Origin of the sequence: Streptomyces sp. NBC_01716 (assembly GCF_036248275.1) — a bacterium.
In the GTDB taxonomy this organism is placed as follows: domain Bacteria; phylum Actinomycetota; class Actinomycetes; order Streptomycetales; family Streptomycetaceae; genus Streptomyces.
Genome location: NZ_CP109181.1, coordinates 7839436 through 7864608, shown reverse-complemented (window position 1 = coordinate 7864608; position 25173 = coordinate 7839436). Strand labels below are relative to the sequence as shown.

At 70.2% G+C, this 25173-nt stretch carries 18 protein-coding genes; 14 read left to right on the top strand and 4 right to left on the bottom strand.

Annotated elements, in window-relative coordinates; translation table 11 throughout:
* The first annotated feature begins 85 nt into the window (after nt 1–85).
* Entirely contained in the window at nt 86–1153 is a 1068-nt protein-coding gene (locus OIE74_RS34945) for an NAD(P)-binding domain-containing protein (RefSeq protein WP_329392543.1), read from the top strand.
* A gap of 9 nt (nt 1154–1162) precedes the next feature.
* Here OIE74_RS34945 and mltG read toward each other — a convergent pair whose 3' ends face one another.
* Both mltG and OIE74_RS34935 read right to left on the bottom strand, forming a co-directional pair.
* Nucleotides 1163–2014: an endolytic transglycosylase MltG gene (mltG, locus tag OIE74_RS34940; RefSeq protein WP_329390959.1), complete on the bottom strand. Its 852-nt coding sequence runs from the start codon at nt 2012–2014 to the stop codon at nt 1163–1165.
* Between the two features lie 36 nt (nt 2015–2050).
* Nucleotides 2051–3898 carry an ABC transporter ATP-binding protein gene (locus OIE74_RS34935; protein WP_329390956.1) on the bottom strand — a complete coding sequence of 616 codons (1848 nt, stop codon included), beginning with the start codon at nt 3896–3898 and terminating at the stop codon, nt 2051–2053.
* Nucleotides 3899–4024: 126 nt separating this feature from the next.
* On the opposite strand from OIE74_RS34935, the gene OIE74_RS34930 reads away from it, so the two are divergent.
* From OIE74_RS34930 to OIE74_RS34910, 5 genes are all read left to right on the top strand, one after another.
* Nucleotides 4025–4480 (top strand): MarR family winged helix-turn-helix transcriptional regulator, encoded by a 456-nt coding sequence (locus tag OIE74_RS34930; RefSeq protein ID WP_329390955.1) that lies wholly within the window; start codon nt 4025–4027, stop codon nt 4478–4480.
* 187 nt (nt 4481–4667) lie between these two features.
* Nucleotides 4668–6131, top strand: a complete 1464-nt coding sequence (locus OIE74_RS34925) for a Gfo/Idh/MocA family protein (RefSeq protein WP_329392542.1) — start codon at nt 4668–4670, stop codon at nt 6129–6131.
* Between the two features lie 72 nt (nt 6132–6203).
* Nucleotides 6204–8051: an ABC transporter ATP-binding protein gene (locus tag OIE74_RS34920; protein WP_329390953.1), complete on the top strand. Its 1848-nt coding sequence runs from the start codon at nt 6204–6206 to the stop codon at nt 8049–8051.
* On the top strand, nt 8048–9838 hold the full coding sequence (locus tag OIE74_RS34915) for an ABC transporter ATP-binding protein (RefSeq protein WP_329390951.1): 1791 nt from the start codon (nt 8048–8050) through the stop codon (nt 9836–9838). The genes OIE74_RS34920 and OIE74_RS34915 overlap by 4 nt, the downstream gene beginning before the upstream one ends.
* Nucleotides 9839–10023: 185 nt before the next feature.
* Nucleotides 10024–13266 (top strand): hypothetical protein, encoded by a 3243-nt coding sequence (locus OIE74_RS34910; protein ID WP_329390949.1) that lies wholly within the window; start codon nt 10024–10026, stop codon nt 13264–13266.
* A 111-nt stretch (nt 13267–13377) separates the two neighbouring features.
* Here OIE74_RS34910 and OIE74_RS34905 read toward each other — a convergent pair whose 3' ends face one another.
* Entirely contained in the window at nt 13378–14169 is a 792-nt protein-coding gene (locus tag OIE74_RS34905; RefSeq protein ID WP_329390947.1) for a metal-dependent hydrolase, read from the bottom strand.
* A 330-nt stretch (nt 14170–14499) separates the two neighbouring features.
* Between OIE74_RS34905 and OIE74_RS34900 the strand changes: the two genes are divergently transcribed.
* The 8 genes from OIE74_RS34900 to OIE74_RS34865 all read left to right on the top strand — a co-directional run bounded on the left by OIE74_RS34900 (nt 14500) and on the right by OIE74_RS34865 (nt 24059).
* Entirely contained in the window at nt 14500–17022 is a 2523-nt protein-coding gene (locus tag OIE74_RS34900; protein ID WP_329390944.1) for a DEAD/DEAH box helicase, read from the top strand.
* Between the two features lie 43 nt (nt 17023–17065).
* Nucleotides 17066–17938, top strand: coding sequence for an acyl-CoA thioesterase (locus OIE74_RS34895; protein ID WP_329390942.1), 873 nt, complete (start codon nt 17066–17068; stop codon nt 17936–17938).
* Nucleotides 17939–17989: 51 nt separating this feature from the next.
* Entirely contained in the window at nt 17990–18478 is a 489-nt protein-coding gene (locus tag OIE74_RS34890) for a glutathione peroxidase (protein WP_329390939.1), read from the top strand.
* A 394-nt stretch (nt 18479–18872) separates the two neighbouring features.
* Nucleotides 18873–19976 carry an ABC transporter ATP-binding protein gene (locus OIE74_RS34885; protein ID WP_329390937.1) on the top strand — a complete coding sequence of 368 codons (1104 nt, stop codon included), beginning with the start codon at nt 18873–18875 and terminating at the stop codon, nt 19974–19976.
* 36 nt (nt 19977–20012) lie between these two features.
* A complete protein-coding gene (locus OIE74_RS34880) occupies nt 20013–21398 on the top strand; it encodes an ABC transporter substrate-binding protein (RefSeq protein WP_329390935.1) in 1386 nt (461 codons plus the stop codon).
* A complete protein-coding gene (locus tag OIE74_RS34875; RefSeq protein ID WP_329390933.1) occupies nt 21395–22252 on the top strand; it encodes a metallophosphoesterase in 858 nt (285 codons plus the stop codon). The genes OIE74_RS34880 and OIE74_RS34875 overlap by 4 nt, the downstream gene beginning before the upstream one ends.
* Nucleotides 22246–23202 (top strand): carbohydrate ABC transporter permease, encoded by a 957-nt coding sequence (locus OIE74_RS34870; protein ID WP_329390931.1) that lies wholly within the window; start codon nt 22246–22248, stop codon nt 23200–23202. The genes OIE74_RS34875 and OIE74_RS34870 overlap by 7 nt, the downstream gene beginning before the upstream one ends.
* 11 nt (nt 23203–23213) lie before the next feature.
* Nucleotides 23214–24059 carry a carbohydrate ABC transporter permease gene (locus OIE74_RS34865; protein ID WP_329390929.1) on the top strand — a complete coding sequence of 282 codons (846 nt, stop codon included), beginning with the start codon at nt 23214–23216 and terminating at the stop codon, nt 24057–24059.
* On the opposite strand, the gene OIE74_RS34860 is transcribed toward OIE74_RS34865, so the two are convergent.
* Nucleotides 24060–24968 carry a LysR substrate-binding domain-containing protein gene (locus tag OIE74_RS34860; protein WP_329390927.1) on the bottom strand — a complete coding sequence of 303 codons (909 nt, stop codon included), beginning with the start codon at nt 24966–24968 and terminating at the stop codon, nt 24060–24062. It abuts the gene before it with no gap.
* Nucleotides 24969–25173 lie beyond the last annotated feature (205 nt).

Sequence of the window (25173 nt, the reverse complement as noted above, 5' to 3'; positions counted from 1 at the left end):
GGGCGGGTGTGCGTGCGGGATGATCCGCGCAACCCCGGCTGTTGGCAGAAGCGTGAACGATTCCGGGGTGGCAGAGGCACGGGACATACGGGACGTGGACGTCGTGGTCATCGGCGCGGGGCAGGCCGGCCTGTCCAGCGCCTACCATCTGCGGCGCTCCGGGCTCGTGCCCGACCGGGACTTCGTCACGCTCGACCACTCCCCTCGGCCCGGCGGCGCCTGGCAGTTCCGCTGGCCCTCACTCACGTACGAGAAGATCCACGGGATGCACGCGCTGCCCGGCATGGAGCTGACCGGCGCCGATGGGAGCCGTCCTTCGTCCGAGGTGATCGGTGAGTACTTCACCGCGTACGAGGACCGCTTCGGCCTGCGCGTCCGGCGGCCGGTGGATGTGGCGGCCGTACGTGCGGGCGACGGCGGGCGGCTGCGGGTCGAGACGTCGGAGGGTGTCTGGTCGACGCGGGCGCTGATCAATGCCACGGGCACCTGGGACCGGCCCTTCTGGCCGCGTTACCCCGGGCAGGAGACTTTCCGTGGCCGCCAGCTGCACACGTCCGGCTACCCCGGGCCCGCCGCGTTCGCCGGGCTGCGGGTGGTCGTCGTCGGGGGCGGGGCATCGGGGACACAGCACTTGATGGAGATCGCGGACGTGGCCGCGGAGACGACATGGGTCACGCGCCGGCCGCCGGTCTTCCGGGAGGGGCCGTTCGGCGAGGAACAGGGCCGGGCCGCCGTCGCGCTGGTGGACGAGCGGGTACGGGCGGGGCTGCCGCCGCAGAGTGTGGTCTCGGTGACCGGGCTGCCGGTGAACGAGGCGATCAGCCGGGCGCGCGAGCGGGGTGTGCTCGACCGGCTGCCGATGTTCGACCGGATCACCCCGTCGGGTGTGGTCTGGGACGACGGACGGCATGCCGACGCGGACGTGATCCTCTGGGCCACCGGTTTCCGTCCGGCGATCGACCATCTGGCACCGCTGGGACTGCGGGAGCCGGGCGGCGGTATCCGGGTCGAGGACACGCGTGCGGTACGGGACGAGCGGGTCCATCTGGTCGGGTACGGGCCTTCGGCCTCCACGATCGGCGCCAATCGTGCGGGGCGTGCGGCCGTACGCGACATCCGGGCGCTGCTGGAGCACGAGCCCGTCCTCGTCTGAACAGGCGGGCTACGGCGTGGCGGAGCTTCTGTTCGCGTTGAACTCCGCCACGTTGCTCCGGTGTTCCGCGTAGTCGGCGGTGAAGCGGGTGTCCCCCGGTGCCACGGTCACGAAGTAGAGCCAGTCGCCCCGTGTCGGGCTGATCGCCGCCTTCATCGCCATCTCCCCCGGATTGCCGATCGGCGTGGGCGGCAGACCTCTCAACTCGTAGGTGTTGTAAGGACTTTCGGTCTTCGTGTCGGAGTGCGTGGTGTCCAACGTGCTGCGGTTCAGGGCGTAGTTGAGGGTCGAGTCCATCTGGAGGGGCATGTCCCGCGCCAGTCGGTTGTGTACGACGCGCGCCACCCGGCCCATGTCGGCGGCCGTGTCGGCCTCGGCCTGCACGATGCTGGCGATCGTCACCGTCTGATAGACCGTCATGCCGTTGCGCCGCGCGCCCTCGGTGATGCGCTCGGCGCCGAAGCGCTCCTGTGCCGTGTCGACCATGTAGCCGAGGAGGCCGGCCGGGGTCGCTCCGGCCTCGACCGGATAGGTGGCCGGGAAGAGATATCCCTCCGGGTTGCGGCGGGCGGCGCCGGGCAGTTGGAGCCCCGCGCCGGTCGCCGCCTTCGCGGCCGTACCGGACGGGACACCGAGAACCTTGTCGACGGAGGCGTACACCTCGGTGGCCCGTCGTCCCTCCGGGACGAGCAGCGACACCGTCTTCTTCTCCTCGGCGGGTGGTTCCCCGGTCGTCAGCAGCACCGGCACGAGCACGGCCACCGCGACGGCCACCACCGCCGCCGTGATCAGGACCAGTCGGCCACGGCGCGTCAGTCGGGGCCTCCGCCCGGATGCCGCGCGTGGGGGCTCGTTCGTCATGCGGGCACGCTAACCCGGACAAAGCGCGCAGGTCGGTCAGGCCGCGCTGGCGCGCGCGTTCTCGGACGCCGCCTGCGCCGTCGACAGCCTGCCGTCCCTGCGGACGAGTGCCGCGTACCGGCCGTCGTGGTCGATCAGTTCCTCGTGCGTGCCGCGCTCGGCTATTCGCCCGGCGTCGAGGACGACGATCTGGTCGGCGTCCCGCACCGTGGAGAGCCTGTGCGCGATGGTGATGGTCGTACGGCCCTCGGAGAGCGCGTCGATGGCCTGCTGAACCGCGTGTTCCGTACGGGTGTCGAGCGCGCTCGTCGCCTCGTCGAGCACCAGGACCGGCGGGTCGCGCAGGATGGTGCGGGCTATCGCGAGGCGCTGTTTCTCGCCACCGGAGAACCGGTATCCGCGCTCGCCGACCAGCGTGTCGTACCCGTCGGGCAGTGAGGCGATGTGGTCGTGGATCTGCGCCGCCCTGGCCGCCGTCTCGATCTCCTCGTCCGTCGCGTCCGGCTTCGCGAAGCGCAGGTTGTCGGCGACCGAGGCGTGGAAGAGATACGTCTCCTGCGAGACGACACCCACCGCGCGGGCAAGGGTGGCGAAGCTCAGGTCGCGTACGTCGACCCCGTCGAGCAGGACCCGGCCGCCCGTCACGTCGTACAGACGCGGCACGAGATAGCTGAGGGTCGACTTGCCCGATCCGGTCGGGCCGACGACAGCGAGGCTGCCGCCCGCCGGAACGGTCAGGTCGACTCCCTGGAGGGTCTTGCCGTCTTTCTCGTCGTAACTGAAGTCGACGCCGTCGAAGCGCACTTCGCCCCGGACCTTGTCCAGCGGGACCGGCTTCTCGGGTTCGGTGATGTCCACCGGCAGGTCGAGATATTCGAAGATGCGCTGGAAGAGCGCGAGCGACGTCTGCATCTGCACGCCGGTGGCGAGCAGGCTCACGGCCGGGCGGAAGAGGCCCTGCTGGAGGGAGACGAAGGCGACGAGCGTGCCGATGGAGACGCCGGTGCCGCCGGAGTGGAGGACGAAACCGGCCGCCCAGTAGATGACCGCCGGCATGGCGGCCATGACGATGCCGATGACGGACATCCGCCACCGCCCCGCCATGTTCGACCGCACTTCGAGGTCGACGAGCTGCTCGGACTCCTCGGCGAAGGACTTGGTGAGCGAGTCGGCGCGACCCATCGTGCGGCCGAGGAGGATGCCGCTCACGGACAGCGACTCGGTGACCGTGGCGGCCATCGTCGCCATCTGCTTCTGCCGCTGGAGGGTGATCTTCTTGCGCTCACGCCCGACGAGACGGCTGATCCATACGAACACCGGCAGCAGGAGCAGCGAGACGACCGTCAGCCGCCAGTCCAGCGCGAGCATCGCGACGACGGTGGCGATGACGGCGGTGAGGTTGGAGACGAGCGAGGTGGCGGTGGAGGTGACCGTCGCCTGCATGCCGCCGATGTCGTTGGCGATCCGGGACTGGACCTCGCCGGTGCGGGTGCGGGTGAAGAACGCGAGCGGCATGCGCTGCAGCTGCGCGTAGACGGCCGTGCGCAGATCGTGCATCACGCGCTGGCCGACCGTCGTGGAGATGAGGGTCTGGATGACGCCGAAGACACTGCTGAGGACGGCGGTGAGGATCATGCCGAGGGCCAGCAGGCTGAGCAGCCCGGTGCGGCCCTGCGGGATCGCGGTGTCGAGGATCTCGCGCAGCATGAAGGGCGAGGCGACGGCCACGAGGGACGAGGCACCGACGAGCAGGCCGACGACGGCGAGCCTGCCGCGGTAGGGGCGGAAGAGCCGGAAGATGCGGCGCAGCTGGGCCGGCGGCTCGGGCTGCGCCGGCTCCAGGGTGCGGGCCGAGGGCTTCCAGGTCGACAGTTCGGACTTCATGGGCTCCTTCGAAGGATTCGGGAGTTCAGGAGTTACGGGAGTTTCAGGAAGTACAGGAAATGCTTGAAGAGCATAGCTCACTGTTACCTAGCTTCACAATGCACTAGGTCCTGTTATTATTCCGCCATGAGCACCCCCGACGCCGACGGCCTGCTGGCCGAACAGCTCCTGAGGCTGACCCGCAGGCTCCACCGCATCCAGAAGCGCCATCTGGAGCCGATCGGGATCACCCCCGCGCAGTCCCGTCTGCTGCGCACGGTCGCCTTTTACGACAGTCCGCCGCGCATGGCGGATCTCGCCGAGCGTCTGGAAGTGGTGCCCCGCGCCGTGACGAGCCTGGTCGACGGCCTGGAGTCGAGCGGCTGCGTCCGCCGCGCCCCGGACCCGGCCAACCGCCGGGTGATCCGGATCGAGCTCACCGACACCGGTCGCGGCGTGCTGCGGGCGCTGCGCGACGCGCGCAAGAAGGCCGCCGAGGACATCCTGGCCCCGCTGACGGCGGATCAGCGCGCCACGCTCGGCGTGCTGTTGTCCGCGCTGGTGGGCGGGCCGGTGGACGGCGTACCGGACCGGCGCTGCTGAGCCGGTTCGCCGAACGGGGCCGACGGGCCTGGCTGTTGGTCCCCTTGCGCATCACCAGCCCCACCGACCAAGGTCCTCCCCGAGGTTCAATTCCGCCGCGCACGTCAGCTCCTTTGGAGGCTTCATGAACGACGCAGCACCGCAGAACCCCGGCGAGAACGACGCGGACAACGACGCGAACGACCACATGGACAACGACAACGGCGGCTCGATGAGCCGCCGTTCCGCTCTCAGGACGACGGCGGGCGTCGCCGGCGCCGGCCTCGGACTCACCGCCCTGGGCACCGGCACCGCCGCCGCGGAGCCCACGCCGGCGGCCGGAGCGGGAGCGGCCGCACAGGCCGCCGCCCCCGACGGCGACGGATCCGCCGTCCCCGAGCGCCAGGGCCGCACGATGGCCGGTGTGCCCTTCGAAGGCCGCTCGACGGTCCGCGTCGGCATCATCGGCCTCGGCAACCGCGGCGGCAGCATGATCGATCTGTTCCTCGCGGTGCCCGGCGTCCAGGTCGTCGCCCTGTGCGACACGGTGCGGGACAAGGCGCTCGGCGCTGCCGCCAAGGTCGTCAAGGCCGGGCAGCCGGCGCCCGCCGTCTACACGAAGGACGAGCACGACTACGAACAGCTCTGCGCGCGCGGCGACGTCGACTTCGTCTACGTGGCCACTCCGTGGGACTTCCACTTCGAGATGGCCAGGACCGCCATGCTGGCCGGCAAGCACGTCGGCGTGGAGTGTCCGATCGCGATGCGGCTCGACGAGCTGTGGAAGCTGGTCGACCTCTCCGAGCGCACCCGGCGCCACTGCATGCAGCTGGAGAACTGCGTGTACGGCAAGAACGAGATGCGCGTCCTGCGGATGGCGCACGCGGGCCTGTTCGGCGATCTGCTGCACGGCGCCGGCGCGTACAACCACGACCTGCGCGGCCTGATGTTCGACCCGGACTACTACGAAGGCCCCTGGCGCCGGCTGTGGCACACCAGGCTCCGCGGCGACCTCTATCCGAACCACGGCTTCGGCCCCGTCGCCAACTATCTGGACATCAACCGCGGTGACCGCGCCGTCAGCATCACCAGCATCGGTACGCCCGCGCTCTCCCTCGCCCAGTACCGCGAGGAGAACATGCCGCCGGGCGACGCCAGCTGGAAGGAGAGTTACGTCAACAGCGACCGGACGATCAGTCTGGTGCAGACGGCCAAGGGCCGGGTGGTCCGGCTGGAGCACGACGTCTCGACGCCTCACCCGTACAGCCGTATCAACAGTCTCGGCGGCACGAGGGGCGTGTTCGAGGACTACCCCGAGCGCATCCACATCGAGCCGGATCACGCGAACGACGAGTGGGGCGACTTCGGCGCGTACGCCGAGTGGGACCACTGGCTGTGGAAGGAGCACGCGAATCCGCCGGGCGGGCACGGCGGGATGGACTACATCATGGTCTTCAGGCTGATGCAGTGCGTCCGGCTCGGTCTGGTGCCCGACTTCGACGTCTACGACGCGGCGACCTGGACCGCCCCCGTGCCGCTCAGCCACGCGTCCATCAAGGCGGGCGGCCGGCCGCAGCAGGTTCCTGACTTCACCCGCGGCGAGTGGAAGAAGTCCCGCCCCGGTACGGATTCGGAGAAGCCTCCCGAGGAGTCGTGGCCGAGAAGCGAATAATCGATTGCCCCGGACCGTGCCGTAAGCACAACCTTGGACGGTTTGGGCCACTCCACGACTCACTGGGACGTCATGCAGATTCGCGATCTTCCGTACTCCGATCCGGGGAGACCCGACGCCCGGTCAGGACCGCGCTTCCTGTACTGGCTCGGGCGCAGACAGCTGCGTGGCCAGCTCAAATCGCTCTCCTGGGGGCTGCTGCACCAGCTGGGCGTGGCGGGGCTGCCGCTGGGCGCCGGGCTCGCCGTACAGGCCGTCGTGGACCGCTCGGGCGGGCGGCTCGCGCTGGCCGGTCTGGTCATCGCCCTCTTCGGGTGCGCGATCACTCTCGGCGACACGATGCTGCACCGGGCGGCGGTGACCAACTGGATCACCGCCGCGTCCCGTGTACAGCAGCTGCTGGCCCGCAAGACCGCGGAGCTGGGGTCGGCGCTGACCCGCCGGGTCGCGGCCGGCGAGGTGGTCGCCGTCTCGACGGGTGACGTCGAGAAGATCGGCTGGTTCGTCGAGGCGCTGTCGCGCTTCCTGGCGGCCGCCATCGCGGTCGTCGTGGTGTGCGTCGGCCTCGTGCTGTATCTGCCGTCGATCGGCGCGGTCGTGGCCATCGGGGTGCCGGTGCTCGCCCTGGCCGTACTGCCGCTGCTCCCCCGGGCCACGCAGCGCGCCGACATCCAGCGCGAGAAGGCGGGCCGGGCGACCGAGCTGGCCGCAGACACCGTGGCGGGGCTGCGGGTGCTGCGCGGCATCGGCGGCGAGGAGCTGTTCCTCACGCGCTACCGGGAAGCCTCCCAGGAGGTCCGCGGGGCAGCCGTCCGCAGCGCCCGCATGTGGGCGCTGATCTCCTCCATCCAGGTCTTCCTGCCGGGAATCCTGCTGATCACCGTGGTCTGGTACGGCGCGGTCCTCGCGGGCGACGGCCGGATCTCGGTCGGCGAACTGGTCACCGTCTACAGCGCGGTCACCCTTCTCCTCTTTCCGCTCAGGCACTTCGAGGAGATCGCGATGGCGTACTCCTTCTCGCGTCCCTCGGCGAAGCGCGCTGCCCGTGTGCTGCGGCTGGAGCGGACCTCTTACGACGACGAGCGCGGCGGTCTGGACGACGCCCGGCCCACCGGCGACCTCTTCGACCCGGCCACCGGCATGCTCGCCCCGGCCGGACAGCTGACCGCCGTCGTGTGCGGCGATCCCGACGCGGCCGGGCGACTGGCCGAACGGCTGGGCGGACACGCCACCGAGGAGGAGAAGAGCGCTTCCGTGCTGCTCGGTCCGGTGGCGCTCGACGACCTTCCGCTGGACTCGGCGCGCGCTTCCGTCCTCGTACAGGACAAGGATCCGGTGCTGCTGTCCGGGACACTCACGGAGCTGCTGGACGTGCCCGCGTCCCACGCCGTGAAGCCCCGGGACGCGCTGGACGCCGCGCAGTGCGACGACGTGCTCGCCGCGCTGGTCCAGGCGTCGGTGGACGGCAGCGGCGATCCGCTGCGCTCACGCATCACCGAGCGCGGCCGGTCGCTCTCCGGCGGGCAGCGCCAGCGGCTCGCGCTCGCCCGCTCGCTCGTCGCCGACCCCGAGGTGCTCGTCCTCGACGAGCCCACGTCGGCCGTCGACTCGCATACGGAGGCGCGGATCGCGGCGGGTGTACGGCGGCTTCGGAGCGGCCGTACGACCGTCGTGTTCGCGTCGTCGCCGCTGCTGCTCGACCAGGCGGACACCGTGGTGTTCGTCCACGACGGGAAGGTCGCGGCCGTGGGGTCGCACCGGGAACTGCTGCGGGACGACCCGCGCTATCTGAGCGTCGTCACACGCCGGACGGACGAGGAGGCCGACGCGGCGGCGGGGGCCGGGTCCGGCGAGGACGCGCAGGTGCCGACACCGCTGAAGACACACGAACAACTGGCAGAGATCGAGGAATCCGCATGATCGGCGTGGCACCACCGGAGTACGACCCGGCGGCCCCTGAGTCGGCCACGACCCTGCCCGTCGCCCGCCCGGCGACCGTGCGGAACTATGTGATGGAGCTGCTGCGGCGGCACCGCAAGGCGTTCGTCCTGCTCGTCGCAGCCAACGCGGTCGCGGTGATCGCCTCCATGGCGGGGCCGTATCTGCTCGGCGGCGTCGTGGAGGATCTGTCCGAGGGGGCCAAGGGAGCGGGGGAACTCCATCTGGAGCGCACCGCCGCCGTCTTCGCGGGCGCGCTGATCATCCAGACCGTCTTCACCCGGATGATGCGGCTGCGCGCCGCGATGCTCGGTGAGGAGATGCTGGCCGACCTGCGCGAGGACTTCCTCGTACGGTCGGTACGGCTGCCGCCGGGCGTCCTGGAGCGGGCGGGCACCGGCGACCTGCTGTCCCGTATCACCACCGACATCGACCGGCTCGCCAACGCCATGCGCGAAGCCGTACCGCAGCTCACGATCGGCCTCGTGTGGGCCGCGCTGCTGATCGGCGCGCTGGGCGTCACCGCGCCGCCGCTGGCGCTCGCGGTGGTGGTGGCGCTGCCGCTGCTGGTCGTGGGCTGCCGCTGGTACTTCAGGCGGGCGCCGGCGGCGTACCGCTCGGAGGCGGCCGGTTACGCGGCGGTGGCCGCCGTACTCGCCGAGACGATCGACGCCGGGCGGACGGTCGAGGCGCACCGCCTCGGCCGCCGCCGGGTGGCGCTGTCCGACCAGCGCGTCAAGGAGTGGACGGCATGGGAGCGGTACACGCTCTATCTGCGCTCGGTGCTCTTCCCCGTCATCAACCTCACCCACGTCACGATCTTCGCGGCGACGCTGGTGGGCGGCGGTGTCTTCGTGCTCCAGGGCTGGATCACCGTCGGACAGCTGACGACCGGCGCGCTGTTCGCGCAGATGCTGGTCGACCCGGTGGGTCTGATCCTGCGCTGGTACGACGAGCTCCAGGTGGCGCAGGTGTCCATCGCCCGGCTCGTCGGCGTACGCGAGATCGAGCCCGACGACGGTGACGAGAAGGTCGTGCCGGACGGCCGCGACGTCAGCGCCGACCAGGTCAACTTCGGTTACCTCGAAGGCGTCGACGTACTCCACGAGGTGACGCTGGACGTCGCGCCGGGCACCCGCGTCGCGCTGGTCGGACCGTCCGGCGCGGGCAAGTCCACGCTGGGGCGGCTGCTCGCCGGGATCTACGGGCCGCGCACGGGCCGGATCACTCTCGGCAAGGCCGAGCTGTCGCGGATGCCCGCAGAGCGGGTACGGAGTCATGTCGCGCTGGTCAACCAGGAGCACCACGTCTTCGTGGGCTCGTTGCGCGACAATCTGCGGCTCGCCCGCGCGGACGCGGCGGACACCGAACTGTGGGCGTCGCTCGGGGCGGTCGACGCGGACGGCTGGGCCCGCGCGCTCGACGACGGACTCGACACCGAGGTCGGCTCCGGCGGGGCGACGCTCACACCGGCGCAGGCACAGCAGATCGCGCTGGCGAGACTGGTGCTGGCCGACCCGCACACGCTGGTCCTGGACGAGGCGACGTCACTGCTCGACCCGCGCGCGGCCCGGCATCTGGAGCGGTCACTGGCGAAGGTCCTGGACGGCCGTACGGTCGTGGCCATCGCGCACCGTCTGCACACGGCGCACGACGCGGACGTGATCGCCGTGGTCGAGGAGGGCCGGATCAGCGAACTGGGCAGTCACGACGAACTGGTGGCGGCTGACGGCGCGTACGCGGCGCTGTGGCGCTCCTGGCACGACTGAGCACACGGCCGGGGCCGCGTCTTCGATGACGCGGGCCGGTGGGCACGGGTCGACGGGCGCGGGCCGGCTATATCCTCGTCACCAAGTGAAGTACGCGAACTCAGCGTGATGACGGGGGACTTGATGCGGAGGCCGGGCAGCAAGGTGATCGACGACAGGGACACTCCTCGTACCGGGGACCGCCGTTGAAGCTCTCCCAGGAGCAGACCGTGCAGGCGGTCAACGGTTTCGCCTACGGCTGTATCGGCGCGGACATCCATGTGTTCGGCGACGGCGTGCCGTTGTACGTCCTTCAGCAGTGGTGCCCCGAGCCCCGGCCGGACCCGTCCTGGCTGCTGGACCTGCCCAGCCGTATGTTGAACGCGCGGTACGAGGTCGTCGGCTTCACCGGGCGCGAGGACGCGCTGTCCGGCCTTCGCCGCTGGCGCGACGGCGGGCCACGCCTCGCTGTCCGGTGGCTGCACGCTCCGGGCGGCCAGGGCAAGAGCCGACTGGCGGCGCGGTTCGCGAGGGAGTCCGCAGCGGCCGACTGGACCGTGGCGACCGCCGCACGCGGACCCGGCGTCGCCCACCCCCCGCCCGGGAGCCAGGACCTGCGCACCGACACCCGCCCCGGTGTCCTCCTGGTCGTCGACTACGCCGACCGGTGGCCGGTGGCCCATCTGACGTGGCTGCTCAGCAACACCCTTCTGCACCAGGTGACCGACCAGGCGCGGGTTCTGCTGCTGGCCCGCAGCCGGGACTCCTGGCCCGCCGTGCGCGCCTCCGTCGCCGACCTCCGGGCCGATGTGTCGACATACGCCCTGCCGCCCCTGAGCCACGGCGGCGGCAACGTCGGCGAGGGCGAGCGTCATGGCATGTTCCTCGCCGCGCGCGACGCCTTCGCGGACCTCTACGGCATGCCCGCGAACGACATCCAGCCGCCGGGCGAACTGAGCGGACCGGACTTCGGGCTGACGCTCGCGGTCCATCTGGCCGCGCTCGCGGCCGTGGACCGCCACGCCCACACCGCGGCCGCGGCCACCGCACCGGACATGACCGGTCTGACCGCCTATCTGCTGGACAGGGAACGCCGCCACTGGCACACGTTGCACGAGACGGGGGCGCTCGGTTCCAGCACGGCGGAGATCTCCCGCACGGCGTTCGTCGCGGCGCTCACCGGACCGCTCCCCTACCGGGAAGCGAAGGGGGCACTGGAGAGCGCCGGACTCGGCGCCGACGCGGACCGTCTGCTCACCGACCACGCGTACTGCTATCCGCCCGGCGCCTCCGACACCGTCCTGGAGCCTCTCTACCCCGACCGCCTCGCCGAGGACTTTCTCGCGCTGTCCCTCCCGGGCCACCGACTGACCGACCACGCCGCCGATCCATGGGCCGCCGGCATGCCTGAACTCCTGCTGCCCGCCCTGCCCGGCGGTGACGGGGAGGAGTCCGACTCCCTGCCGCCCTACGCCCCCCGCGCCCTCGCCTTCCTCACCGCCGCCAGCCACCGCTGGCCCCATCTGCTCACCACGCTGGAAGCCCTCTACGCGCGCCTGCCGGACGATGTCGGTGAGAGCGGCGAACTCGCGGCGGCTGCGGCCGACCTCACCGAACGCCTCGCCCCTCGGCGCCTGTCGGCCTCCGCCGATCCCGGTGAACAGGCCCGGATCCACCGCGAGTTGGGGCAGCGACTCGACCAGGCTCGCCGGGCCGAGAAGGCCGCCCCCGCTTTCGCGGAGGCGGTACGGCTGTATCGGGAGGTCGCCGCCTCGAACCCATCGGACTTCGAAGCCCTCTTCGCGGAGGCGTCGTTCGAACTGGCCATGGCTCTGGTGTTCGCCGACCTTGAGCCGTGGGCGCGGGACCCCTTGGCGAATCCCGCGGCCGACGCGGCGCGGGTCGATCAGGCAGCGGCCGCGTTCCGGGAAGCCATCGAGCTCTTCCGCCGACTGGCGGCGGTGAGCCCCGCCGAACACCAGGGGAACCTGGTGGCGGCACTGACTGCGTCCGCCTTCCTCGTTCCCCGGCTCGGACCGTCCGACGCGGCGGTGGGAGCGGCGCTGGAGGCGGTCGAGCTGACCCGCCGGCTGGCGGACGCGGATCCCGGAGAATGGGCTCACCAGTTGCCCTATGTGCTGGTGACCTCCGCCACGGCCCTGGCCGGACAACAGTCCGGGCAGGCAAGGGCGCTGGCCGACGAGGCGGTCGGGATCGCCCGCCGACTGGCCACCGAGGCTCCGGACGACCATGTGCGGGACCTGGTCTTCGCGCTCTCCACCCAGGGTGCGGTGCTGCTCAGACTGGAGCGGGCCGAGGAAGCCATCGACGTACTCAGCGAGGCCGCCGAGCTGAGCCGCCGAAACCCGGAAGCGGGCGGGGACAAGGATCCCTGGTTCGGGGTCATGGCCCATGCGATGAGCTTCGTGTGGGTACAGGAACGGGCCACCGGGGCGGCGACGGGACGCGGCATGGCTGTGCAGGTGCTGGGGCGCCTGGCCCACGGCAACACCTCCGGGCGCGCGTCCGCGCTGCTGAGGGCCCTGATGGCCCTCCGCGGCATGCTCGACGCGTCGGCGAACACGGAGGATGTGCTCAGCCTGCACCGCAGCATCGTCCACCTCCTCAGAACCTCGGACGAGATTTCCTACGCGGGGGACGACGACCTCATCGGCCGTTCCGACATCAACGGCGTGCTGGTCGAAGCGAGCGTCCTTCTGGCGAGGGCGGGCCGGTGGGACGAAGCCGTGGCGTATCTGGACGAGGCGGCACGGGAGACATGGGCCGACGGAACGAGGCCCCTCAACGCGAGCCTGGCGGGCGCGCTCACCTCGATGACCGCGGAACTCGCCGGACTGGATCCCTCCGAGGGCGGCAACCCCTACCACCGGATGGCCCGGCCCCAGGCCGTGCGCGTCATGAAGCGGATCGCCGAGACGTACCGCCGCCTGGTGCGGCGCGACCCCGCCGCGCACGAGCTCGGTCTCGCCGTCACGGCGAGGTTCCTGTCCCAGTCGCTGTGGGAACTGGGACGCCGGCGGGAATCCGTCGACGCGGGCCAGGAATCGGTACGCGTCTGGCGGCGCTGCGCCGCCCGGGAGGGCAGTGCCGAACACCGCTACCAACTCGGCCTCGCCCTGCGCTACCTCGCGGACAAACTCACCGGCACCGACCGGGCCGCGGAAGCGGCCGACGCGGCGCGGGAGGCCGCCACGCTCTGGCGCGCCCTGGCGGCCGAATCCCCCTCCCACTACCGCGGCGTCGCCGCGGCGCTCTATCTCGTCGCCGACAACCTGCGGTGGCTGCGCCCGGCCGAGGCCCTCAGGGCCGCGGAGGAGTCCGCCGACCTGCTCGCGCGCTTCCCCGCCGACGACGCCGCCGAGCAGCGCTCCACCCTGGCCACGGTCAATGGCCTCGTCGCCATGATCAGAGAAGACCTGCGCGAGTAGTCCGGGAGAACAGCCGGAAAGGCCGCGTCGGCGTGACCGCGCGCTGTACGCCCCGGGATCACGCTGTGGGACTCCTGCCTGCTCACGTACTGTGAGTACGGCGCCCGCCCGTCAGATCACGTTCAGCGCCGCCGCGCCGCCCACCCCGCCGAGCAGCATGAACAGCGGCATCAGCACCTTCAGCTCCACCCAGCTCCCGGCCCTGAAACGGATGGCCTTCGGCGGGCCGATCGGGTACCAGCGCTTGCGGCCCACCGGGATCGGCCACAGGATCGGGCAGCCCGACACCGTCAGCGCGTCGCCGATGTCGTGCACCAGCGCGCCCAGGACGATCGGCAGCCCCAGCCACAGATACTCCTGGCCGGGGGCCGTGAAGAGCCAGTCCGCGCCGTTGCCCGGTTTGTCCAGCACACCGGCCAGGATCCACGCGCTCGTCGCGCCGAGCAGCCAGACGAGCACGTCGCTGGAGACCCGCGCCGCCCGCCAGAGCAGCCCCTCGACGGCGAGCACCATATGGATGAAGAGCAGTGCGAGCACCGCCCAGCGCCCGCCGAGTATCGCCATCGCGGAGGCGCCGCCGCCGATCAGGACGGCCCAGAGCCAGGTGTGGGTGAGAGTGCGGTGGCCGCCGGTCCTGCGGGCGTCCGCCGGTTTCTTTGTCGCCTTGTAGACGGCGAACGACAGCTTGTCGACAATTTCGCACACCGCCTTGGACACCGGTCCGAACGCCCGCGAGATCGTCGCCGACTTGTGGTCCAGGTCGGGGGCGAGCGCCGCCCCCGCGCAGATCAGCGCACCCACGACCAGCACCGGCCAGGGCATGGCGCGGTCCGCCGCCGCGGCGGCGGCTCCCACCCCCAGCCAGGCCGCCGCTCCCGACAGGGAGTGCGCCGGCCCCATCATGGTCGTCCCCGCATGATCGTTCCCCGCCCCGTCGTCGCTGTGGTGGTACGTACGATGGGCCCACCACCGTTGCGGTTGGGGGGTGTCTTTCGGGTCTTGCCGGGCTCGCGAGCCCTGGTGCGCACACTCGCCGCGTTGTCGTCAGTCGCCGACACTCCGCGTCGACTCCCTCCTCCGCCTTGCGACCGCACGCACCAGACCCCGCTCCCTGATCCGGCCTGACCCAAAAGACACCCCCCAAGGCCCAGTTGACAGAGCAGCGTACCGGTAGTGATCTTCCGCCGATCGTCCGGTTCCCGCTTCCGGGCGCAAGGCAGGCAAGATGGGGGCGTGACCCTTATCGATCAGCTGCCGCCGGATGCCGACCCCGATGCCCTCTTCGAGGCCTTCTCGTCATGGGCCGAGGGCGAGGGCATCACGCTCTATCCGGCTCAGGAGGAGGCGCTGATCGAGGTCGTCTCCGGGGCCAACGTGATCGTTTCCACCCCCACCGGCTCCGGAAAGAGCCTGATCGCGGCGGGTGCGCACTTCACGGCGCTGGCCGAGGACAAGGTCACCTTCTACACCGCCCCGATCAAGGCGCTGGTGTCGGAGAAGTTCTTCGACCTGTGCAAGCTCTTCGGTACGGAGAACGTCGGCATGCTCACCGGCGACGCGTCCGTGAACGCCGACGCGCCGGTCATCTGCTGCACGGCGGAGGTGCTGGCCTCCATCGCGCTGCGCGACGGCAAGCAGGCCGATATCGGCCAGGTCGTGATGGACGAGTTCCACTTCTACGCGGAGCCGGACCGGGGCTGGGCCTGGCAGATCCCGCTCCTGGAGCTCCCGCAGGCGCAGTTCATCCTGATGTCGGCGACGCTCGGCGACGTGTCGCGGTTCGAGGAGGACCTGACCCGCCGTACGGGCCGGCCGACCTCCGTGGTCCGCTCGGCGACGCGCCCGGTGCCGCTGAGCTACGAGTACCGGCTCACCCCGATCACCGAGACGCTGACCGAACTGCTGGAGACCCGTCAGGCGCCGGTCTACATCGTGCACTTCACACAGGCGGCGGCCGTCGAGCGCGCGCAGTCGCTGATGAGCATCAACATGTGCACGCGTGAGGAGAAGGACCGGATCGCCGACCTGATCGGCAACTTCCGGTTCACCACCAAGTTCGGCCGCAATCTCTCCCGTTACGTACGCCACGGCATCGGGGTGCACCACGCCGGAATGCTGCCGAAGTACCGCCGACTCGTCGAAAAGCTGGCGCAGGCCGGTCTGTTGAAGGTGATCTGCGGTACGGACACGCTGGGCGTCGGCGTCAACGTCCCCATCCGTACGGTGCTGTTCACGGCTCTCACCAAGTACGACGGCACGCGCGTACGCACCCTGCGCGCCCGTGAGTTCCACCAGATCGCGGGCCGCGCGGGCCGGGCCGGTTTCGACACGGCGGGCTTCGTCGTCGCGCAGGCACCCGAGCATGTCGTGGAGAACGAGAAGGCGCTCGCCAAGGCGGGCGACGACCCGAAGAAGCGCCGCAAGGTGGTCCGCAAGAAGGCCCCCGAGGGCTTCGTCGCCTGGTCGGAGACGACGTTCGACAAGCTCATCACCTCCGACCCGGAGCCGCTGACCTCCCGCTTCCGGGTCACCCACACCATGCTGCTGTCGGTCATCGCGCGGCCGGGCAACGCCTTCGAGGCGATGCGCCGTCTTCTGGAGGACAACCACGAGCCGCGCAAACAGCAGCTGCGGCACATCAGGCGCGCGATCGCCATCTACCGCTCCCTGCTGGACGGTGGTGTGGTCGAGCGGCTTGAGACCCCGGACGCCGAGGGCCGCATCATCCGGCTCACCGTCGACCTCCAGCAGAACTTCGCGCTCAACCAGCCGCTGTCGACCTTCGCGCTGGCCGCGTTCGAACTGCTGGACCCGGCCTCGCCCTCGTACGCGCTGGACATGGTCTCCGTCGTGGAGTCGACGCTGGACGATCCCCGGCAGATCCTCGCCGCGCAGCAGAACAAGGTCCGTGGCGAGGCGATCGGGCAGATGAAGGCCGACGGCGTCGAGTACGAGGAACGGATGGAGCGGCTCCAGGAGTTCACCTATCCGAAGCCCCTCGAAGAGCTGCTGTGGCACGCGTACGAGGTCTACCGCACCAGCCATCCATGGGTCGGTGACCACCCGGTGTCGCCGAAGTCCGTGATCCGTGACATGTACGAACGGGCCATGACCTTCACGGAGTTCACCTCCCACTACGAGCTGGCGCGCACCGAGGGCATCGTGCTGCGGTATCTCGCGGGCGCGTACAAGGCGTTCGAGCACACCATCCCCGACGACCTCAAGTCGGAGGACCTGGAGGACCTGATCGCCTGGCTCGGCGAGATGGTGCGTCAGGTCGACTCCAGCCTTCTGGACGAGTGGGAGCAGCTGGCCAATCCGGAGGTGGAGACCGCCGAGGAGGCGCGGGAGAAGGCCGACCAGGTCAAGCCGGTCACCGCGAACGGCCGTGCCTTCCGGGTCCTGGTGCGCAACGCGATGTTCCGCAGGGTGGAGCTGGCGGCGCTCGACAGGGTGAACGAGCTGGGCGAGCTGGACGCCGAATCGGGCTGGGACGCGGACGCCTGGGGCGAGGCGATGGACGGCTACTGGGACGAGTACGAGGAGCTGGGCACCGGCCCCGACGCGCGGGGTCCGAAGCTGCTCGGTATCGAGGAGGACCCGGCCCACGGCCTGTGGCGGGTCCGGCAGTCGTTCGCCGATCCGAACGGCGACCATGACTGGGGCATCAGCGCGGAGGTCGATCTCGCCGCGTCCGACGAGGAGGGCCGGGCCGTGGTCCGCGTCACCTCGGTGGGACAGCTGTCGGGCGTCTGAGAACCCCTCCCCCGCCGAACGAGATCTGTGGAGAACGAGAACCATGACGAATCCCGCCGAGCGGCTGGTCGATCTGCTCGATCTGGAGCGGATCGAGGTCAACATCTTCCGCGGGCGCAGCCCGCACGAATCGCTGCAACGGGTCTTCGGCGGCCAGGTCGCCGGCCAGGCGCTGGTCGCGGCCGGGCGCACCACGGAGAACGACCGGCCGGTCAACTCGCTGCACGCCTACTTCCTGCGGCCGGGCACGCCCGGCGTGCCGATCGTCTACCAGGTGGAGCGGGTGCGCGACGGCCGGTCGTTCACCACGCGCCGGGTCACGGCGGTGCAGGAGGGGCGGACGATCTTCAATCTGACGGCGTCCTTCCACCACCCGGAGGAGGGCGGCTTCGAGCACCAGCTGCCACCGCGTCTCGACTTCCCGGACCCCGAGTCGCTGCCGACGGTGGCCGACGAGGTCCGTGAGCATCTGGGCGGGCTGCCCGAGGCGTTCGAGCGGATGGCGCGCCGTCAGCCGTTCGACATCCGCTACGCGGACCGGCTGCGCTGGACGGCGGAGGAGATCCGTGAGGCCGATCCGCGCAGCGCGGTGTGGATGCGGGCGGTGGGCCCGCTGGGCGACGACCCGTTGGTGCACACCTGCGCGCTGACGTACGCGAGCGACATGACGTTGCTGGACGCGGTCCGTATCCCCGTCGAGCCGCTGTGGGGGCCGCGCGGGTACGACATGGCGTCGCTGGACCACGCGATGTGGTTCCACCGGCCGTTCCGGGCGGACGAGTGGTTCCTGTACGACCAGGAGTCGCCCATCGCGACCGGCGGGCGGGGTCTGGCCCGGGGCCGTATCTACGACCGCTCGGGCCGGCTTCTGGTCTCAGTCGTCCAGGAGGGGTTGTTCCGCAAGCTCGGCGGGTGAAGCGCGACAATGGTGGGGATCGCGTGGACCGACTGCTCCTAGGAGATCTTGATGACTGTGTACGACATCCCGCTGCGCACCCTCAGCGGTGAGCCCACATCCCTGGCCGCGTACAAGGGCCGCGCGGTGCTGGTGGTGAACGTAGCGTCGAAGTGCGGTCTCACTCCGCAGTACGAGGGCCTGGAGCGGCTCCAGCAGACGTACGGCGACCGGGGCCTCACGGTGGTGGGCGTGCCCTGCAACCAGTTCGCGGGCCAGGAGCCGGGCAGCGCCGAGGAGATCGAGACGTTCTGCTCGACGACGTACGGCGTGAGCTTCCCGCTGCTGGAGAAGTCCGAGGTCAACGGCGACAACCGGCACCCGCTGTACGCGGCGCTGACCGAGCGGGCCGACGCCGAGGGCGAGGCGGGTGACGTGCAGTGGAACTTCGAGAAGTTCCTGATCTCCCCGGAGGGTGAGGTCGTGGGCCGTATCCGTCCCCGTACGGAGCCCGAGGCCCCTGAGGTCATCGCGGCGATCGAGGCCCAACTCCCGGCGTAGCACTCACTTCCGAGACCGATGCCCGGCCCGTGACCGTGGGGCCGGGCATCGGTGTTCCCGGAGCGAGGGGCCTACGAGAATCGGTGCGACTCCGGGACAGAGCATTACCCCCGGAAAGTCTCTCCCGCCCCGGGGAATCGGTCTTCCGTCCGAGGAAGACGCGTAGGTGAAATACCGGCGTGTTGGCGGCTCATTCCCTCTCGCCCGATTGCGTTTCCCGATCGCCGATTGTGTCCGCGCAACGGATGTTTCACTGTCGTCCCAGCTCAGCGCCTATGTGACGGCAATTCATTGACCCTGTCGCGGCCATTTCCGTTCACCGGCCGTACACGGATGGCTGTTGCACTCGCCTCCCGGCGGCATTCGCCGGAACACGAAGAGGGAGCGCGTATCCGTGAGCCGTATTCAACTGGAAGGACTGACCCGGCGTTTCGGTTCGGTGACCGCGGTCAACGACGTCTGGCTCGACGCGGCCGACGGTGAGTTCGTGGTCCTGTTGGGACCGAGCGGCTGTGGCAAGTCGACTCTGCTGCGGATGATCGCGGGCCTGCTGCCGCCGACCGGCGGCCGCGTGCTGCTCGACGACCGCGACATCACCCACACCCCGCCGCAACGTCGCGATCTGGCCATGGTGTTCCAGAGCTACGCGCTCTATCCGCATCTCTCGGTCGCGCGGAACATCGGATTCCCTCTTCGGGCGCAAGGACGGTCCAAGGCGCAGATCCGGGCCAAGGTGAACGAGGTCGCCACGGTCCTCGACCTCGACGGCCTGCTGGACCGCAGGCCCAGGGAGCTCTCCGGCGGCCAGCGCCAGCGGGTGGCGCTGGGCCGTGCGCTGGTGCGCGATCCCGGCGCGTTCCTGATGGACGAACCGCTGTCCAATCTGGACTCGAAGCTGCGGTCCACCACCCGCGCCGAGATCTCCGCTCTGCACCGGCGGTTGGGTGCGACGTTCGTCTATGTCACGCACGACCAGGTCGAAGCCATGACCATGGCGACCCAGATCGTCCTGCTGAACGACGGCGGGGTGGAGCAGGTGGGCACCCCGGAGCAGGTCTACGACGAACCCGCTTCGGCGTTCGTCGCGGGGTTCCTCGGCTCGCCTGCGATGAACCTCCTCGATGCGACCGTACACGCGGTCGACGGTGTGCTGTCCGTGCGCGGCGCCGGCATCGACCTGCCGCTCGGGATCGACGCCGGCATTCCCGAGCGCCCGGTGACCCTGGGCGTGCGGCCGGAACACCTCACCGTGAGGGCCCCGGGGGACACCGGTATCCGCGGCGTCGTGCGCGCCGTGGAGAACCTCGGCAGCGAGGAAGTCGCACACCTCCTGGCGGGTGAGTCGCGACTGTGCCTGCGCGGACCACGGCCACTGGGGCTCCGCGTGGGCGACCCGGTTCATCTCACCGCCGAGCCCCGGCATCTGCATCTCTTCGACCCGGCGAGCGGGCGCCGCCTGACCTGGCGGGCCGCCCCTGTCACCACCACCCCTGTCTGACCCCCGATTTCCCCTCCCACGAAAGGGCAACCACACATGAGAACGAAGAAAACGTTGCTTGCGGGCGCCGTATCGGCGCTTGTGGTCACACTGACCGCCACGGGCTGCGGCCTGGGCAGCGGCACACCCGAAAAGGCGGCGCCCGTGAAGCGGGTTCCCGAGCTCAAGGCGGGCCAGAAGGTCTCCATCGTGCTGGAGAGCTACAACTTCGGCCAGGCGGGAGCGTGGACGGACACGTTCAACGAGCTGATCGCCAAGTTCGAGCAGGCGCACCCGAACATCGAGGTGACGGGGCAGAAGCCGCAGGGAAACAGCGCGAACCCGGCTTCGGACACGGTGACGAGCCTCCAGAGCCAGCTCGCGACCGGTCATCCGCCCGACGTCGCGCAACTCGGCTTCAGTGATCTCGACTTCACCGTGAACCAGCTCAAAGCCGCACCCCTGGACGACCTGTTCGGCAAGGACGCGGTGCGGAAGAACTTCGACGGAGCCACATACCCGTACGCCAAGAACGCGCGGACACTCGGTGATTGGAAGGGCAAGACGTACGGCGTGCCGTTCGTGTTCTCCACACCGGTCCTCTACTACAACGCCGCGCTGTTCACCGCCGCGGGACTGGACCCGGCCAAGCCGCCGGCGACGTGGGCCGAGGTCGAGCGGGCCGCGCTGGCGATCAAGAAGAAGACCGGCAAGGACGGCGCTTATGTGGATTGCCTGACCAAGTCCGCGAAGGACTGGTGCTTCCAGTCCCTGGTGCGCTCGAACGGCGGTCGTGTCATCTCCGAGGACCGCACGTCGCTGCGGTTCGCCGAACCCGCCGCGGTCGAGACTGTCCGGACCATGCGGGGCATGGTGCGCTCGGGTGCGATGCCCAACCGCACCCAGATGCAGGCCGTCGAGGGCTTCACGCGGGGCGACCTCGGCATGATCCTCGAGTCCAGCGCCGTGCAGGGAACCTTCGAGAAGGGCGCCAAGGACAAGTGGGAGCTGCGGTCCGCCGCGATGCCCGCGTTCGCGGGCAAGCCCGTGGTGCCGACCAACTCCGGCGCGTCGCTGTTCGTTCTCGCCAAGGACCCGGCAAGGCAGCGGGCCGCGTGGGAACTGATCAAGTTCCTGACGAGCGAAGAGGCCTACACCACGATATCGACCAAGATCGGCTACCTGCCACTGCGCACCGAGCTGGTGAACGATCCGGCCGCACTGAAGCCGTGGGCGGACAAGAACCCGCTGATCAAGCCGAACCTGGAGCAGTTCGCCCGGATGGAGCCCTGGGTGTCGTTCCCCGGCGCGAGCTACGTACAGGTCCGCGACGGCATGATGGAGGCCGTCGAGAACTCGGTGTTCCAGGGTGCGGACGCGGCGACCACGCTGCGGGCCAAGCAGGAAGAGGCCGCGAAGCTGATCCCGGGCGGCGGACGGTGAATGACGACAACCGGCCCGACCTGACTCTGATCCAACTGTCCGACACCCACATCATGCCGGAGGGACAGCTGCTGCACGGCACCGTCGACACGATGGCCAACCTGGTGGCCGCGGTCGAGGCGGTGGAGGCATCCGGTCTCCCCGTAGCGGCGTTCGTGCTCAGCGGCGATCTGACCGACAGCGGCAAGGCGGCCGCGTACCGACGGCTGCGTTCGGTCGTCGAGCCCGCCGCGGCACGGCTCGGCGCCGAGGTGGTCTACGCGCCGGGCAATCACGACGAGCGGGCCGCGTTCCGGAGCGAACTGCTGGACGAGCGGCCGTCGACCGCGGAATACGACGTGGTGCGGATGATCGGCGGACTGCGGGTCGTCGTGCTCGACAGCACCGAACCCGGCCGTCACGACGGGCATGTGTCACGGTCCCAGTTGGACTGGCTGGCCGACGTGCTCGCCGAGCCGGCACCGCTCGGCAGTCTGCTGGTGACCCACCACCCACCGCTGCCCTCCCCCGTCCCGACGGTGCACCTGCTGCGGATGCGCGAGGCCGACCGGCTGGCCGCCGTACTGGCGGGCACCGACGTACGGATGGTGGTCACCGGGCACGCGCACCACACCGGATGCGGTGCGCTGTCCCGGATCCCGGTGTGGATCGGGCCCGCGACGGCCTACGGCGTGACGGTGGTCCCGCCGAAGGGCAGGCTCCGTGCCGACGCCGACACCGCGTTCAGCCGCATCGACGTCTTCGGTGAGCACGTGGTCGCGACCGCGGTGCCGATGTCGCGGGCCGCCTCGGTGTACGACGTCGACGAGGCGGACCGGCTCCGGTACATCCGGGAGGTCGTCGGAACATGGTGAGCGGAGAGTTCACCGAAGTCGCCGTGGTACGGCCGCGGGTCCCCGCGGCCGTACCTGCCGCCCGGCCCGCGTGGTGGCGCCGGGCGGCCCGCGCCGCGCCGCCGTATCTCTATCTCGCGCCCGCGTTGGTGATGCTGGTGGTGTGGACCTATCGGCCGCTGGCGCAGACCGTGCAGTTGTCGTTCCACTCGTGGAACCTGCTGCCGACCTCACCCATGGCCGATGTGGGCCTGGCCAACTACGAACGGCTGCTCTCCACTCCGGACCTGGGTGATTCGGTGTGGCGCACGGTGCTGGTCATCCTGGGCCTGCTGCCGTTCACGGTGTTCGTCCCGGTTCTGGTCAGCCTGTTGTCGCGGCGGGTCAAGGGCCGGGCGGGCGCGGCGTACCGGGCGATGGTGTTCGCGCCGATGCTGGTGGCTCCGGTCGCGGGCGCGGCTGTGTGGCAGTGGCTTCTCGACCCGGACGCCGGGGTGGTCAACTCGGCGCTGGGCACGCGGATCAACTGGCTGCACGACGCGGGGCCGGCACAGCTCGCGATCATCCTGATCACCGGCTGGCACCTTGTCGGGTTCGCGGTGCTGGTGGTGTCGGCCGGCCTGACCGGGATCAACCCCGACTACGCCGAGGCCGCACAGGTGGACGGTGCCTCGCGGGGACAGATACTGCGGTGGATCACCCTGCCGATGCTGTCGCCGACGTTGGCGTTCCTGCTCCTGATGACGGTGCTTCTGTCGGCCCAGTGGACGTTCCCGCTGATCGACACACTCACCCAGGGCGGGCCGGCCGGGTCGACCACGACCGTCTACTACCTGTTGTGGGACTACGGATTCCACAGCTACGACGCGGGGCTCGGGGCCGCCGCGGGCGTGATCTTCTTCATCGGTTTCGTCCTGGTCGCCGCCGTGCTGGTGCGGCTGTCGGACCGGCTGAGCCACTACGACGACTGACGAGGCGGACGATGACAGTCCACACCGAACCCGAAGAGCCGCTCCGCGACCGGGGGACGGCGCGTAAGGCCGTCGGGCACGTCGTGCTCGGGCTGATGAGCCTGGGGTGCCTGTTCCCGATCTACTGGCTGTACGCGACCTCGGTGCGCGCTCCCGGCGACGTGCATTCCCTGTCGCTGCTGCCGTGGCCCCTGTCACTGGCCAACTACGCCGACGCGTTGAACAAGACCGACATGTTCGCGATGCTGGTGAACACCATGATCATCGCCGTGCTGACCGCGCTGGGCCAGTTGTTGACCGGGCTGCTCGCCGCGTACGCGTTCGCGGCGTGGCGGTTCAGGTTCGAGCGTCTGCTGTACCTGGCGTTCGTCGGCACCTGGCTGGTCCCGTTCCAGGTGACGATGCTGCCCAATTACGTGTTGCTCTCGCGGCTGGGCCTGCTCAACACCCTGGCCGGGGTGATCGTGCCGAACCTGTGCTCGGCGCTGGGCGTGCTGATGCTGCGGCAGCACCTGATGGGCTTTCCGAAGGAGTTGCTCGACGCGGCCAGGATGGACGGCCGGGGTTCCTGGAGCACGTTGTGGACCGTCGTGGTCCCGACGCTGCGGCCGGTGCTGGCCGCGCTGGGAATACTGCTGGCCATCACCGCGTGGAACGAGTACTTCTGGCCCGCGATGGTGATGCAGCGCAGCAATGCCGTGGTGCAACTGGGCCTGCGCAGCTTCATGGGCACCGAGGGCAACGACTGGGGGCCGCTGATGGCTGCTTCCGGAATGGCGTGTCTGCCGGTGTTCGCGCTGTACCTGTTCCTTCAGCGGCACATCGTCAACGCTTTCGTCCGATCTGGACTGAAGTAGTCATCTCCCGTCCTCGATACGGGCAGTGGGCAGGCAGTCGACGAACGGTTCCACCAACGAGGCGCGGTCGCCCACGGTCCACACCGCGTACAGGTCCACCGTGGGGACAGGATCGTAGAGCCGCACCACGGCGGTCCCCGGACCGCCGGGTGCGGCCCCGGTCGATTGCCCGCGCGACTCGGAGGCGAAGCCGACCAACGGTCGGATGGAAGCGAGAATGGCCGTGGCACCGGGGTCGTCGACCTCCTCCGCCACGGTGAGCTGAATGCCGCTGCGCTCGGCGGCGGAGAAGATCACGTCGTACATCGCCGTGGACTGTGCCCGGTCGAACAGGATGCAGGACTCGCCCGCCAGCTCGCCGAACGCCATCCGGTCGCGTCCGGCCCACCGGTGCCTGCTGCCGACGACGGCGACGAGCGGGACCCGCAGCAGGTGCCGGTGGCAGAGGCGGGTGGCGGTCGGCTTGCCGTAGACCATGGCCACGTCGATGCGGTCCTGTGTGAGGGCGGTGAGCTGCGGGCCGGTGCGCATCTCCCGCATCTCCACGTCGATCGCGGGATACCGCTCGGCGAGAGTGGCGAGGGTGTCGGGGAGAACGCGCTGGCCGGCGGGGAAGTTGTAACCGACCCGGACGGTGCCCGCCCGGCCGGCCGCGGCAGCCCTGGCGGTCTGGCCCGCCCGCTGGACCCGGGAGACGATGTCGCTCGCCTCCTCGCGAAACACCACCCCGGCGGGCGTCAACCGCACTTCGTGGGAGTTCCGGGAGACCAGTTCGACCCCGATCGAGCGTTCCAGCCGCTGCAGGTGCTGGCTCAGCGACGGCTGCGCCAGATGCAGCCGTGCGGCGGCCCTGCCGAAATGCAGTTCCTCGGCGATCGCGAGGAACGACACCAGGTGACGCAGTTCCATTGCTCGACCTCCCTCGGGCGCTCAGTGTCGTCGCGCCACCGTGCGCCCAGGTGAACACGCGGCGACAGACTCGTCACTCCCGCTGAACAGGCTCGCCGGGGGCCTTGCCCGACTTCTTCGATGTCGAGCGCCGATCACGATGGCCGATCGGGCGATCGGTGATCGCTCCTTGCCGACGACAAGCGGGCGGTCAGAACATCGACAC